Genomic DNA, 12,445 nt, shown 5'->3' with positions numbered 1-12,445 from the left:
GTCAGATTTACCTGTCCCGATTTGATTCCATGGGCTAAATGCCGGGTCAGTAAAACCTTGTAAAAAGAGCTTCGGGAGGAAGAATTTTTAAAATAATGTTGTTCTTTTTTGCCCAAAAAGCCATCCAGTGGATTTTCCGGCAGGCGGCCATTCCTCCTTTTGAATTCTTCCAGAGCCTGGATAAGGTTTTCGTTTTTCGCTTTTCGCTTTAAAATTGACATGTCGTAGTATGTCTGCTACCCATGTCTGAAGTTTTCGTGATTTTTCTTCCAGAATCTGGTAATAAGTATCGTCCTTACTTGCGTAACCGTTCTTCTTTAATTGTTCAATAGTACTTTTGCTATCTGTAAAGCGCCTGAATACATCTCCGTTCACCCACTTGATAAAATGCTTTACCTTTTGGTCATTGGTCTGGGAGAAATCAAGTGCAACCCGTTCAATATCCTTAGCTTCCAGTACCATCTGAGCACTCACTTTAATAAACTGTTCCATCTCTTCCTGGGATTCAACATGTTTTTGAAAGATCGCTTCTTTGAGCTCGCGTTGAGAGGTATTTTCAATCTGTTGTAACGCCCTTAACATGATCTCGACCAGCAAATCCCCCAAAAAATATACTGGTAGACGATAAAGCATATGATCATCAAATATTTAAGGTTTTCCTGCCGGGTTGAAGCTTGAAAAACCTGTGACCGGATTACAAACTGGGCATAGTATTCTATCAATTTATCTGACAAGTTTAAAAGTGCCAATAATGGTTTTAGATCAGTATACGGGGTCTTTAAGTATAAATAATCTTCAATATTGGCTTTAATGGCCATGGGTTTCATGGTTTGGTGGCTGCGCTTAATACATGTGATCAGGTAGAACCTGACGGGCTGGTCTGTGTGTGGATCCTTCTGAACCGACAGGAGCGCATCCAGCTGTTCTTTATTTTTTTCTGACAGGTGCACTTCTATGAGCAATTCCAGCTCGTTATGCATCCATTTGAAAGCATCAGAAAAGATAACCGAAAAAGTATAATAAGCTGGCAGTTCGATCCGGTGGGTGCGCATGTGCTCAGCCAGGGAGCCGATTACAGCAGCAGGCCGCATTTGCCGTTTGGCAAATTTAATAGCCTCCGTCAAAGCCACTTCCTTTTGTCTGTCATCAAAGGGCTCGACACCAAAACTTTCTAAAATCGTCTGCCGGTGTCGATGAATAACGCTACGTGCATACGTTTGTTCAATATCATTCCAGTTAATGGCTACACTCAAACGTCGTACTATAAATTCAATATCAGGCCTGTTAAAATTCTTTGCATTGAAAAACCGCCCACTTGCCTTAAAATAACCAACCTGAATTACAAACCCAACTTGATTAACAGGGCTCAGCATAGTCCTGCATTCATCTTCTGCGCACTTGGGCATGGTAAAAAAGAATTTTCTTTGTCCGTAATCGAACTTGGGCGGGTTATCAAATTCATTCTGCTGGCCCTTGTCTAAAATTTCTAATAATCTCATAAATTGTAAAAAATAGAATCCCGGTAAACGAACGTTCTACGGGATTTTGAAATGACCATGAAATGTATTGTTTTCGTACTAAATACCAATACCAAATTGTCATCTCATTAAATAAAATCCTATTTTTGAAAAATTACCAGATTAGTGGGATTCCAAAGTATGAAAATAGGATATGCAAGGGTCTAGACGGCAGCGGCCGACTGTCCAAGACCGGGTACTGGATATGCAGATTGACGAGTTGAAGCTGGCAAAATGCCAGCAGATATTTCAGGAGAAGATCTCATCAGGCAAAGAACGGCCACAGCTTTTGAAGATGCTGGAAATGCTCCGGGAAGGCGATACGGTTGTTGTCTACAAGCTTGACAGGTTGGGACGGTCACTAAGGGAGCTGGTCAACCTGATTGCCCAACTGGAAGAAAGAAAAATAGAATTCGGTTCACTGATGGACGCTATTGATACTTCGACAGCACAGGGACACTTCTTTCTGAACATCTTTGCTTCATTGGCTGAATTTGAAAGGGACATTATCCGGGAGCGTACAAAGGCAGGGCTTTCAGATGCCAGAGCAAGAGGACGTATGGGTGGAAAAAAGAAAGGTTTGAGCCCGGAAGCTATTAAGAAAGCTGAAACAGCAGTAATGCTCTACAATGAAAAGAAAACTGCCGAAGAAATCGCCGGGGTTATTGGTGTAGGCCGGTCAACGGTTTACCGTTACCTGGAAGCAATGGGGCAAAAAAGAGTTTTATAGAAGTCGCCTAATCAACAACATTGAATAAATACCAAACAATACAAAAACTACGACAAAACTTTCACATATTTAAGAGTTAGTGGCAACCCTTGGGACGATCGCTCAACATCAAATAAACGGACAAGAAAATTATTTCCCGATCACTTTTTTTCGATGAGCCAAACCCCAAAAGTGAAGTTCATCTATCACTTTTTCAAGCGACAAACCGTGTGGAGTGATGGAGTATTCAACTGTTGGTGGAAAAGTGCTATAAACTTCCCTAATGACAAGTTTATTCTCTTCAAGACTTTTCAACTCTTTGGATAGAGTTTTATCGGTAATACCATTAACTTCTCTTGATATTTGCTTAAAACGTTTAGGACTTTCAGACAACGAAAATAAGATAAGCAACTTCCATCTTCCTTCAACGGCTTCAAGCGCATCTTTTATAGACAACATAGTTTTCGGACAACCACCTTTTGACAACATAAATTTAAAACTTTACGATACTTCCAATTCGGATAGTGCTTTCCAAACAGGAAGTAATATCATTTGGATAGCAAAGGTAATTAAATTTGTGCCGACAAATAAAAAAAGATATGACAAGTGAACAGAAAACATCGAAAACAATGAACATTATCCTTTGGATAACACAAGGGCTTATAGCCGCAACTTTTATTTGGGCAGGTTTTACGAAAATATTTAAACCCGAAGATTTGCCATTCCCTTGGGTAAAAGACAACACAAACCTTGTTCTAATAACCGGTGTTGTGGACTTATTAGGCGGACTTGGAATTGTATTGCCGACATTACTTCGTATTCAAGCTAAACTGACAATTTTCGCAGCTTATGGAATTATTGTTTTAATGACAGTCGCAAGTGTCTTTCATATTTCACGAGGTGAACCAAAAGACATCGGGTTTAATATTTTTATGGCTCTACTCGCTGTATTTGTTGCTTATGGCAGACAAACAAAAGCACCAATAACACCTAAAAACTCATAGCGGACAACATTCGGGTATGCCACTAACAGCGGTTTGGCGTAATGGGGGCGAACGTTCTCCTAATAGAAATTTGTGCTAAATTTGAACTGTGTGCTTCTTATGAACTTTAGTGCTGAAAAGCCCGCTGCTACGCCAAGCCGCAAAACGTTATGGGCAAGGTTAACAGAACCCGACAGCACAATAAAATCCATTCACATTTTCTGACAATTCCTAGCTGACGCAGAAAAATTATAAAGAAAATTTGCGTAGTCAAATAACTACATTTATATTTGTAGTCAAATGACTTCATAATGGAATTAAGACGAGACGTATTTCAAGCAATAGCCGACCCGACAAGACGGGCAATTTTACTTTTACTTGCTTCACAATCATTAACCGCGGGTGCTATTGCATCAAATTTTAACACGGCAAGACCGACTGTTTCAAAGCACTTACAAATCCTTACAGAATGTGAACTGCTTGAACAAGAACAACAAGGAAGAGAAATTTATTATCATTTCAATCCAAAGAAAATGAAAGAAATAGCAGACTTTATTGAGCCATTCCGACAAATGTGGGATGATAGATTTAATAAGCTTGAAAGTGTAATGAAAAAATATCAAAACAAATAAGATGGAACAAAAAACGAAAATTTCAGCTGAAGAAGGCAAGCAAGATATCATCATAACCAGAGAATTTGACTTGCCATTAGAATTGCTTTTCAAAGCTTATACCGAAGCTGAGCTGATAGAACAATGGATGGGAACAAAAGTGATTAAACTCGAAAACAAGAATCACGGAAGTTACCAGTTTGAAACCTCATACAATGGTAATGCTGTATTTAAAGCAAATGGAACCATTCACGAAGTTTTACCCAATCAAAAAATTACTCGAACTTTTGAAATCGAAAATATGCCAGTTGGGGTTCAACTTGAATTTTTAGAATTTGAAGAAATAAGTGATAATACGAGCAAACTGACTATGCAAATTGTTTATAAATCAGAGCAGCATAGAGCAGAACAACTAAAACTTCCTTTTGCCAATGGACTGAATATGGCACACAACAGACTTCAAGAAATGTTTAACAATAAAAAATAAATAAAATGACCAAATCAAAAAAAATAGCTTATTGGATCGTAACAGGTTTATTTTGTTTAGGAATGTTAGGTGGTGGAATTGCTCAACTGATTAAAGCAAAACCTAATGTTGATGGGTTAACCAGCTTGGGCTATCCGCTCTATCTTCTTACAATTTTGGGTGTTTGGAAATTGCTAGCAGTTGTAGCCATTCTGATTCCAAAATGTACATTGCTTAAGGAATGGGCTTACGCTGGTTTGTTCTTTCTTTTGTCGGGCGGTGTTATCTCACATTTAGCTAGTGGCGAAGAACTGATGAAAGCCTTTCCAGTTTTTGTCTTTTTGTGCCTCAATGTTGCATCTTGGTATTTGAGACCAATAAACCGTAAAATTCAAATTAGCAACAATGAAAACAGAGCTTAATCCAAAGGTTGATAAATATTTGATAGATGGCTGTATGCAATGTAAACTTGGAGCAACACCAGCCTGTAAAATTAAAAATTGGCGAAGTGAATTAGAATTTTTAAGAAATCTGATTCTTAGTTGTGGATTAAATGAAGATTTCAAATGGATGCACCCTTGTTACACAATTGAAGGCAAAAACATAGTTTTATTGCACGTATTCAACGAATTTGGCGCTTTACTTTTTCCAAAAGGCGTTTTGCTAAATGACAAATATTCTATTTTAGTTCAACAAACAGAAAACAGTCAAACCGCAAGACAAATACGCTTCAAGAATCTTGAAGAAGTCGTTAATTTAGAATCCAAAATAAGAGAATACATTCTTGAAGCCATTGAAATTGAAAAATCGGGCTTAAAAGTTCAACTAAAAACAACCGCTGAATTTGAAATTTCAGAAGAACTTGAAAACAAATTTCAAGAATTGCCAAACTTTAAAGACGCATTTTACTCCCTAACACCAGGCAGACAAAGGGGCTATTTGCTTCACTTTGCACAACCCAAACAATCTGCGACACGAATTTCTAGAATTGAGAAACAACTTGACAAAATATTAAACGGAAAAGGAATAAATGATTAATTTAGATGTGCAAAAAAGCCCAGCCCATAACAGGGGTTTTGCAAAAGCTGGCCTTCAGTGCTGATTTGAGCATTTGGATTTCTGATGAACATAGTGCTAAACTTGAACATTCGTACTTCTAAGCCCAGCCTTCGCAAAGCCCCGAAACGTTAGCTCATATTAAAAACTGTCCAAATAATTGCTGCCGTCGTCCGCCATCGACTTTATGCCATTACCTGGGTAAGCAATGAAACTAAGAGGAATTTGTGATGAAAAATAATAATTATCACCGTAACATACTTATTATCAAACTTCTAATATCCATTCGTGGAGTTTTTGCCCCTTTTCTTTAAACCAGGCCAAATATTCCAGGAGAAGTTCTCATCAGGCAAAGAACGACCACAGCTTTTAAAGATGCTGGAAATGCTCCGGGAAGGTGATAAGGTTGTTGTCTACAAGCTTGAAAGTTTGGGAAGGTCCTTGCGGGAGCTGGTTAACCTGATTGCCCAATTTGAAGAAAGAAAAATTGCATTTGTTTCATTGAAAGACGCTATTGATACTTCGACCGCGCAGGGCCGGTTCTTTTTGAACATCTTTTCTTCATTGACTGAATTCGAAAGGTATATTATCGGGGAGTGTACAAAGGCAGGGCTTTCAGCTGCGCGTGCCAGGGGACGCATGGGTGGAAAAAGGAAAGGACTTAGTCCAGATGCTACTAAAAAAGCAGAAACGGCAGTGGTGCGATACAAGGAGAAGAAAACTGCCGAAGAAATCGCCGGGATCATTGGTGTAGGCCGGTTAACGGTTTACCGTTACGTGAACCGCAATGGGACAAAAGAGAAATTTATAGAAGAAAATAATTTTTTTTAATATGCTCTATTTTAAATAGTTAACTTAATCTCGTGGAACATTCGCCCCGTATCTTTAATGGAGGCCAAATATCCAGCAATCGTGACCAAGGAAGAATATTCAGCCTTAGCAATCCAGAAGTTTGAGAAGCTACTAAACCTTAAAGACAAGAAAACTATTTACGAATACGAGCAGACGTTCGATGAAATTTTTCCAGATCTTGGCCATCAAGTTCTGAAAAAATTCTGAGTGAGGTACCTGCCGATCTTCGTAAAAAAAGATAAAGACTAAGCTTGGCAGTATAGCTAAAAATGAGATATTTAGTATTTATCCTGCCGACTTTGCTATAAGTGGAGATTCCGATGAAAGTGGTTCTTCGACAATTTTGGTGAATTACCATGATTTGACAAGTTCCAATCACATCCTGATCAACCACCAAATATAGCGGCACTGGCCAGGCAAGCAGGTATGAGCGAACCCAAGCTGCGAAAGCTCTTTAAGCAGACATTTGGCAAGGGGGTTTTTGCGTATTATCAGTTGGGACAAATGAGTAAAGCAGCCCAATTGCTCAGGGAAAAACGCCTGGCGGTTTCTGAGGTGGGTTATCAGGTGGGATTCACAAATCTGAGCCACTTTTCAAGGGTTTTTGAGCAGTATATTGGTGTCAAGCCGAAAAGGTATTCAACTTTGTAAGTCACTGCCGTCTTAAAACTACCCTTCTGGCACGATCAGAGGGGGATCGGACTTATTTGGTGCACTAGCTATTACTTAATCTGACAGTAGTGAATTATCTGAAAATGATCTGACACCAACTACACCTTTTTTCTTAAATACAAAGATATGCCTTTGCCCTCTCTGTCAAGGGTCAGTGAACGGCTCAATCTTCGCCGCCCTTGACAGCTTCGAGGGTTGGCATGGAAAAGTACTAAGAAAAACAAGGCTTTTGATGATCTGATGTTTCAACTGACTGGCCTAGTAACTTGACTCTGGTCAGATACAATGAACCCGTAAATTATTGATATGTTGGTAGTTGCATAGAAATATCGCCCTGAATGTGGTCTTTCTTTGTTGTATTTCAAGCCAGGAATTCAAATCATGCTGTATCTGCTCGAAGGAACTATGAACTTTCTTGCGGAAAGCTATACTGTAAAACTCTTCAAGAATTGTTTTATGAAAACGCTCGCAAATTCCATTCTTCTGGGGCTCTTTGCTTTCGTTTTTGTTTGATCTATATCTTCTATTGTCAAATATAGCTGATATCGCACCGGCGACCCGGTCATGATGTGCGTAGGTAACACGCCGGATAACGACGCACGCTGTTGTATAGAGTGGTAATCCGACAGCTTTGCCTTCACTAGCCTGCTGAGATCAGTCGGCCGTTTATCGACTATAGTGGCCGTTTGATGTTCAGTTTTGTCTCTTTCGTTTTCATGGCTACCGATTGCATGCATAATATTCAATTTCTTTAATTTATTTTAGAGCATGAAAAAATACAACTTATTACCGGGACTGGTGATTTCAATCTTCATTGCCCTGATCGCTTTCATCCCGAGCGTGATCCGTTTTGACACCGACGAAAACAGCCGGCTCATGGTCAGGAATGCCATGCTGACGTTTTTGATAGCCTTCATCTGCTGGATCGCGAATCAGGTAATACTGCAGTCAGACCGTATCCGTGGTACGACGCTGAAAACGGTGCTTGCGCTGGCGGCCTGCTCAGCCGTTTCCATTGTAATTCTTTACCCGCTGCGGGATATCCGTAGTGCCAGTCTGCCATGGATGAATTTAAATGGTCTTTCCGATGAGCGCCGCCTGATGATCATGGCGTTCCGGGGATTGTTGGTAGGCGGACTGGAATATTTCATTTCGTTCTATCTTAAACTGGTCACAGACAACCAGAATTCCAGAATAGAGAATCAACAGCTCAAACAGGAAAATCTGGAAGCGCGGCTCAACCTGCTGAAACAACAGGTAAATCCCCATTTTTTGTTTAACTCGTTGAGCACGCTCCGGACGATTGCCCCTGATGCGCCTACAAAAAAATACGTGATGCAACTCGCCAGTGTTTACCGCTATCTGCTTGGCAGCGAGCAGGAACATCTGACTGCACTTGAAAAGGAACTGGAATTTACACGGTCATATCTCTACATTTTGCAAGAGCGCTTTGAACACGGGCTGCGTGTGAAGATTGAAATTCCAGAGACCATCCTAGGCCTGAGCATTCCTCCGTATTCGTTACAGATTCTGGTCGAAAATGCAGTGAAGCACAATATCGTTTCTGAGGATGCACCGCTTACGATCCGTATCTATTTGGAATCGGAAATGCTCTGCGTAGAGAACAACGTACTCCCAAGAATGTCTGTGGAAGAAAGTACGGGAAAAGGGCTAAATAATATTAAGGAGCGTTACCGGCTGATTTCGAGCCGGGAGATTGAGATCATTGAGAAAAGTACCTGTTTTATCGTAAAACTACCCCTATTGAAATGAGAGTGCTGATCATAGAAGATGAAATAAAAACCGGAAGGGAGCTTAAAGCCCAGCTGGAAGTGCTTGACGACGGCGTTGAAATATTGGCTATACTGCCATCCATAAAAAGTGCCGTGAAATGGTTTTCAGAAAACGACGCCCCGGACCTCATATTTTCCGACATCCAGTTGGCGGATGGCCTCAGTTTCGAGATTTTTAAACAAATAAAACCCAGCGTACCCGTCATCTTTTGTACGGCTTACGATGCGTATGCGATCCGCGCCTTTGAAACCAACAGCATTGATTATTTACTAAAACCCATTGATGAAAAAAAACTGGAAGCCAGTCTTCAAAAATATGACCGCATGAAGGCTGCATTCGGCCAGGCCGACGGCGGCGGATATGAGCAGATACTGACAAAAAAAATGGAGCAGATGCTGCAAAAGTTAGGTTCAGCTTCGAACAAATCGACATTATTGATACACCATCAGGACAAGATCATCCCACTGAAAATAACGGAAATCGCCTACATCCACTACGAAAACAGCCTGGTGAGCGCCTATTCATTTTCAGGACAAAAATATGTACTAACCCAAACTCTGGACGAGCTCGAAAACCTTATAGATCCTTCCCGGTTTTTCCGCGCCAACCGGCAGTTTATCATTAACCGCAACAGCATTGTCAATGCGGAACACTATTTTACAAGACGCCTGGTTCTAAAACTGTCTATTATCACCCCCGAGCCGGTGATCGTATCCAAAGTAAAGTCGTCCGAACTATTGCGGTGGATGGAAGGTCATTGATGCTGGTCCGTTCAGCTGCTTTTTTGTCCCTTTCATTTCGATTAGTCCTAAATGCCGTCATGTCCTGTTTTAATTTTGAGAAGAAGTCAAAGCTTCATCAGCCCATTGGTTTTAGTTATTTCAAATTTTAAAACAACATTCCATGAAAACGTTACAAGTGTTGCTGGTCATGACCCTGATCGCCTTCTCAATGTATACAAATGCCCAGTCTTCGGTGACGGTAATGCGGAGGCCTCCGCGCGACTCGAGAATCGTCGTACACTCCGGTGTTCGGTATCACTATCATGGCGGCGTATATTACAAACCGTATGGGCGGGGGTACGTTGTGGTGCGGCCACCTGTCGGCCTCCGCGTGAACGTCCTACCTGTTGGCTATACCAGCATTACACTAGGTAGGGTTCCCTATTTTTATGTCGGTGGCGTATATTATGTTCAGCGTGCGCCCGGCGCGTATGAGGTGGCGGAGCCGCCAGAAGAATTGAGCATAAATAACAACCCTTCACAATTATCCGCCCTGCCCGAAGGCACACAAAGCGTTTACATCGCTGGTAAGAAATATTACAAAATCAACGATACCTACTATGAAAAGTCGGTTTCCGAAAATGGGAATGAAAGTTATGTGGTTGTCGGCAAGGTTGACTAAACGTTAATTATCAGCCCTGATCCGGCGTTTTTTACACTACATATTATTTCATTTATGACCCCATTCATCAAGCTGACGCTCTGCCTGCTCCTGCTGGCGGCAGGGAGTTCTTTTGCACAACAAAAACAAGCTACCATTGCCGGCACTGTGAAAGATGCAGCAACCGGCGAAACGCTCATCGGTGCCACGGTAAGGGTAAATCAGCTGCCTGCCACCGGTACGGTAACCAACGAATATGGCTTTTACTCGCTGAGCCTGCCGCCAGGAACATACACTCTGATGTACTCTCTGGTTGGTTTCAGCGAAAAGGCATTTGAAATATCACTGGTTTCCGATCAGAAACTGGACGTTATTCTGTCTGACCAGGCTACCACGCTGAACGAGGTGGTAATCATTGCCGACAAAAATGACAAGGTTTCCAGCACGCAAATGGGTGCAGAAAAGCTGAATATCAAGGAAGTAAGTGCTGTTCCTGTCTTGTTCGGAGAGCGGGACCCGCTCAAAGTCCTGCAATTGTTGCCGGGGATTAAGTCTGCGGGGGACGGCGGCAGCGGCTTTTACGTACGGGGCGGAGCTACCGATCAAAACCTGATCCTGCTCGACGAAGCACCGGTTTACAATGCGTCTCACCTGCTCGGGTTTTTCTCCACGTTCAACGCTGATGCTATTAAGGATATGACTGTTTACAAAGGGGGAATGCCCGCTCAGTATGGCGGGAGGCTTTCGTCGGTGCTGGACATCAAAATGAATGAGGGCAACAACCAGGATTATCAGGTGAGTGGCGGGATAGGGCTTATTTCGGCCAAGCTGAATGTGGAGGGGCCGATCCAGAAGGACAAATCCTCATTTCTGCTTTCCGCCCGGCGAACCTACGCCGATGTGTTTTTGAAGGCCTCCAGCGAGTACAGGGATTATCGTCTTTATTTCTATGATCTGAATGCCAAACTAAATTTCAGTCTTGGCGAAAAGGACCGCTTGTACGTCTCGGGCTACTTTGGAAAAGATGATATGGGTATGGGGGAAACCTTCGGCCTGCAATGGGGAAATGCGACGGCCACCGTGCGCTGGAACCACATCTTCAACAGCAAGCTTTTTTCCAATACTTCACTGATTTTTAGTAATTACAACTACAATGTAGCCATTCAGAACGGCGGAAACCAGTTTGATATCTTTTCCCAGATCCGAGATTACAACCTCAAACAGGAGTTTCAGTGGTTTCCCAACAACAAAAACACGGTGCGGTTCGGCGTGAATGCAATCCATCATACAATCACACCGGGTGAGGTGACGCCCACCGGTACATCGAGTATCAATGCTTCGGAATTACAAAAAAGATTTTCCTGGGAAAATGCCTTGTTTGCCTCGAACAGCTGGCAGCTATCGCCCAAACTGAACCTGACCTATGGTCTGAGGCTCAATGCGTTCAGTGCCATCGGAGAAGGTGATTTTTATACCGTGACCCCGGCAGGAATGATAACCGATACGCTGCATTACGACAAAGGCCAGATCGCCAAAACCTACCTGAACCTCGAACCGAGGTTGTCTGCCAGTTATCAGCTGGGCGAGCGTGCTTCCGTGAAAGCGTCTTACGTGCGGAACGTGCAGAATCTGCATTTAATATCCAATTCCACTGCCTCCAACCCGACAGACAAGTGGATCGCGAGTAACAACAACATCAGGCCCGAAATATCCGATCAGGTTTCACTGGGTTATTACAGAAACCTAGCCGAAAATCGCTACGAACTCAGTGCGGAGGTTTATTACAAAACCATGCAAAATCAGATCGATTACCGCAATGGGGCCAACATATTCAGCAATTTCGATGCCATTGAAACCCAGCTGCTGTTCGGCACGGGACGCGCCTATGGATCCGAATGGCAGCTGAAAAAGAAGTCGGGCAAACTGACCGGCTGGATTAGTTACACAGTGTCCAAAACGGAGCGTAAAATGGATGGTATCAATGACAACCTTTGGTACAACGCACGCCAGGACCGTACGCATGATGTTGCCCTGGTGGGTATTTACCAACTGAACAAAAAATGGACGTTGTCTGCGAACTGGGTTTACTACACTGGGAACGCGATCACTTTTCCGGCCGGCAAATATCAGGTGGATGGGCAGAATGCCTACTACTATACCGAACGGAACGGTTACCGGATGCCTGACTATCACCGCCTTGACCTGGGTGCTACCATGAAGTTGCGCGAACGCAAACACCTGAAACAGGAGCTGGCATTCAGCCTGTACAATGCTTATGGCAGGGAAAATACCTATACGATCGAATTCAGGGACAGCGAGTCGGTCCCTGGCAGAACGGAGGCCGTCCAAACGGCACTATTCAAATTTATTCCGTCGATCAGCTACAATTTCAAATTTTAACC

General features: G+C 42.5%; 15 protein-coding genes and 1 pseudogene. 12 read left to right on the top strand and 4 right to left on the bottom strand.

Going from position 1 to position 12,445, the window contains the following annotated elements:
• Window positions 1-87 precede the first annotated feature (87 nt).
• Complete coding sequence (locus tag AC1XUO_RS25295) at window positions 88-582, bottom strand: hypothetical protein (protein WP_483332624.1); 495 nt, start codon at window positions 580-582, stop codon at window positions 88-90.
• Window positions 576-1,499: a DUF4158 domain-containing protein gene (locus AC1XUO_RS25290; RefSeq protein WP_483332623.1), complete on the bottom strand. Its 924-nt coding sequence runs from the start codon at window positions 1,497-1,499 to the stop codon at window positions 576-578. The genes AC1XUO_RS25295 and AC1XUO_RS25290 overlap by 7 nt, the downstream gene beginning before the upstream one ends.
• 172 nt (window positions 1,500-1,671) lie before the next feature.
• Here AC1XUO_RS25290 and AC1XUO_RS25285 point away from each other — a divergent pair, with 172 nt between their 5' ends.
• Window positions 1,672-2,247: a recombinase family protein gene (locus AC1XUO_RS25285; protein ID WP_483332622.1), complete on the top strand. Its 576-nt coding sequence runs from the start codon at window positions 1,672-1,674 to the stop codon at window positions 2,245-2,247.
• A gap of 129 nt (window positions 2,248-2,376) precedes the next feature.
• Here AC1XUO_RS25285 and AC1XUO_RS25280 read toward each other — a convergent pair whose 3' ends face one another.
• Window positions 2,377-2,715, bottom strand: coding sequence for a winged helix-turn-helix transcriptional regulator (locus AC1XUO_RS25280; protein WP_483332621.1), 339 nt, complete (start codon window positions 2,713-2,715; stop codon window positions 2,377-2,379).
• A gap of 110 nt (window positions 2,716-2,825) precedes the next feature.
• On the opposite strand from AC1XUO_RS25280, the gene AC1XUO_RS25275 reads away from it, so the two are divergent.
• The 7 genes from AC1XUO_RS25275 to AC1XUO_RS25245 all read left to right on the top strand — a co-directional run bounded on the left by AC1XUO_RS25275 (window position 2,826) and on the right by AC1XUO_RS25245 (window position 6,845).
• On the top strand, window positions 2,826-3,230 hold the full coding sequence (locus AC1XUO_RS25275; RefSeq protein WP_483332620.1) for a DoxX family protein: 405 nt from the start codon (window positions 2,826-2,828) through the stop codon (window positions 3,228-3,230).
• A 290-nt stretch (window positions 3,231-3,520) separates the two neighbouring features.
• Window positions 3,521-3,841, top strand: a complete 321-nt coding sequence (locus AC1XUO_RS25270) for an ArsR/SmtB family transcription factor (RefSeq protein ID WP_483332619.1) — start codon at window positions 3,521-3,523, stop codon at window positions 3,839-3,841.
• Window position 3,842: 1 nt separating this feature from the next.
• Window positions 3,843-4,307, top strand: coding sequence for an SRPBCC family protein (locus tag AC1XUO_RS25265; RefSeq protein WP_483332618.1), 465 nt, complete (start codon window positions 3,843-3,845; stop codon window positions 4,305-4,307).
• 5 nt (window positions 4,308-4,312) lie between these two features.
• On the top strand, window positions 4,313-4,708 hold the full coding sequence (locus tag AC1XUO_RS25260; RefSeq protein WP_483332617.1) for a DoxX family protein: 396 nt from the start codon (window positions 4,313-4,315) through the stop codon (window positions 4,706-4,708).
• Window positions 4,692-5,324 (top strand): YdeI/OmpD-associated family protein, encoded by a 633-nt coding sequence (locus AC1XUO_RS25255; RefSeq protein WP_483332616.1) that lies wholly within the window; start codon window positions 4,692-4,694, stop codon window positions 5,322-5,324. The genes AC1XUO_RS25260 and AC1XUO_RS25255 overlap by 17 nt, the downstream gene beginning before the upstream one ends.
• 306 nt (window positions 5,325-5,630) lie before the next feature.
• Window positions 5,631-6,173 (top strand): recombinase family protein, encoded by a 543-nt coding sequence (locus AC1XUO_RS25250; protein WP_483332615.1) that lies wholly within the window; start codon window positions 5,631-5,633, stop codon window positions 6,171-6,173.
• A gap of 420 nt (window positions 6,174-6,593) precedes the next feature.
• Window positions 6,594-6,845, top strand: a complete 252-nt coding sequence (locus AC1XUO_RS25245; RefSeq protein WP_483332753.1) for a helix-turn-helix transcriptional regulator — start codon at window positions 6,594-6,596, stop codon at window positions 6,843-6,845.
• Window positions 6,846-7,195: 350 nt separating this feature from the next.
• On the opposite strand, the pseudogene AC1XUO_RS25240 reads toward AC1XUO_RS25245, so the two are convergent.
• A pseudogene (locus tag AC1XUO_RS25240) lies at window positions 7,196-7,411 on the bottom strand (integrase core domain-containing protein); the annotation flags it as partial.
• Window positions 7,412-7,634: 223 nt separating this feature from the next.
• On the opposite strand from AC1XUO_RS25240, the gene AC1XUO_RS25235 reads away from it, so the two are divergent.
• The 4 genes from AC1XUO_RS25235 to AC1XUO_RS25220 all read left to right on the top strand — a co-directional run bounded on the left by AC1XUO_RS25235 (window position 7,635) and on the right by AC1XUO_RS25220 (window position 12,443).
• Window positions 7,635-8,639 (top strand): sensor histidine kinase, encoded by a 1,005-nt coding sequence (locus AC1XUO_RS25235; RefSeq protein ID WP_483332614.1) that lies wholly within the window; start codon window positions 7,635-7,637, stop codon window positions 8,637-8,639.
• Window positions 8,636-9,421: a LytR/AlgR family response regulator transcription factor gene (locus AC1XUO_RS25230; protein WP_483332613.1), complete on the top strand. Its 786-nt coding sequence runs from the start codon at window positions 8,636-8,638 to the stop codon at window positions 9,419-9,421. The genes AC1XUO_RS25235 and AC1XUO_RS25230 overlap by 4 nt, the downstream gene beginning before the upstream one ends.
• A 223-nt stretch (window positions 9,422-9,644) precedes the next feature.
• Window positions 9,645-10,064 carry a DUF6515 family protein gene (locus tag AC1XUO_RS25225; protein ID WP_483332612.1) on the top strand — a complete coding sequence of 140 codons (420 nt, stop codon included), beginning with the start codon at window positions 9,645-9,647 and terminating at the stop codon, window positions 10,062-10,064.
• 54 nt (window positions 10,065-10,118) lie between these two features.
• Window positions 10,119-12,443, top strand: a complete 2,325-nt coding sequence (locus tag AC1XUO_RS25220; RefSeq protein ID WP_483332611.1) for a TonB-dependent receptor — start codon at window positions 10,119-10,121, stop codon at window positions 12,441-12,443.
• Window positions 12,444-12,445: the final 2 nt, after the last annotated feature.

It is taken from the genome of Dyadobacter sp. HNCC25DJ186 (genome assembly GCF_056895235.1).
This window is presented reverse-complemented; position numbering and strand designations above follow the sequence as displayed.

Excerpts from the sequence above, each read along its gene's own strand:
- AC1XUO_RS25295 (WP_483332624.1), bottom strand. The coding sequence starts at position 582 with ATGTTAAGGGCGTTACAACAGATTGAAAATACCTCTCAACGCGAGCTC.
- AC1XUO_RS25290 (WP_483332623.1), bottom strand. The coding sequence starts at position 1,499 with ATGAGATTATTAGAAATTTTAGACAAGGGCCAGCAGAATGAATTTGAT.
- AC1XUO_RS25285 (WP_483332622.1), top strand. The coding sequence starts at position 1,672 with ATGCAAGGGTCTAGACGGCAGCGGCCGACTGTCCAAGACCGGGTACTG.
- AC1XUO_RS25280 (WP_483332621.1), bottom strand. The coding sequence starts at position 2,715 with ATGTTGTCAAAAGGTGGTTGTCCGAAAACTATGTTGTCTATAAAAGAT.
- AC1XUO_RS25275 (WP_483332620.1), top strand. The coding sequence starts at position 2,826 with ATGACAAGTGAACAGAAAACATCGAAAACAATGAACATTATCCTTTGG.
- AC1XUO_RS25270 (WP_483332619.1), top strand. The coding sequence starts at position 3,521 with ATGGAATTAAGACGAGACGTATTTCAAGCAATAGCCGACCCGACAAGA.
- AC1XUO_RS25265 (WP_483332618.1), top strand. The coding sequence starts at position 3,843 with ATGGAACAAAAAACGAAAATTTCAGCTGAAGAAGGCAAGCAAGATATC.
- AC1XUO_RS25260 (WP_483332617.1), top strand. The coding sequence starts at position 4,313 with ATGACCAAATCAAAAAAAATAGCTTATTGGATCGTAACAGGTTTATTT.
- AC1XUO_RS25255 (WP_483332616.1), top strand. The coding sequence starts at position 4,692 with ATGAAAACAGAGCTTAATCCAAAGGTTGATAAATATTTGATAGATGGC.
- AC1XUO_RS25235 (WP_483332614.1), top strand. The coding sequence starts at position 7,635 with ATGAAAAAATACAACTTATTACCGGGACTGGTGATTTCAATCTTCATT.
- AC1XUO_RS25230 (WP_483332613.1), top strand. The coding sequence starts at position 8,636 with ATGAGAGTGCTGATCATAGAAGATGAAATAAAAACCGGAAGGGAGCTT.
- AC1XUO_RS25225 (WP_483332612.1), top strand. The coding sequence starts at position 9,645 with ATGCGGAGGCCTCCGCGCGACTCGAGAATCGTCGTACACTCCGGTGTT.
- AC1XUO_RS25220 (WP_483332611.1), top strand. The coding sequence starts at position 10,119 with ATGACCCCATTCATCAAGCTGACGCTCTGCCTGCTCCTGCTGGCGGCA.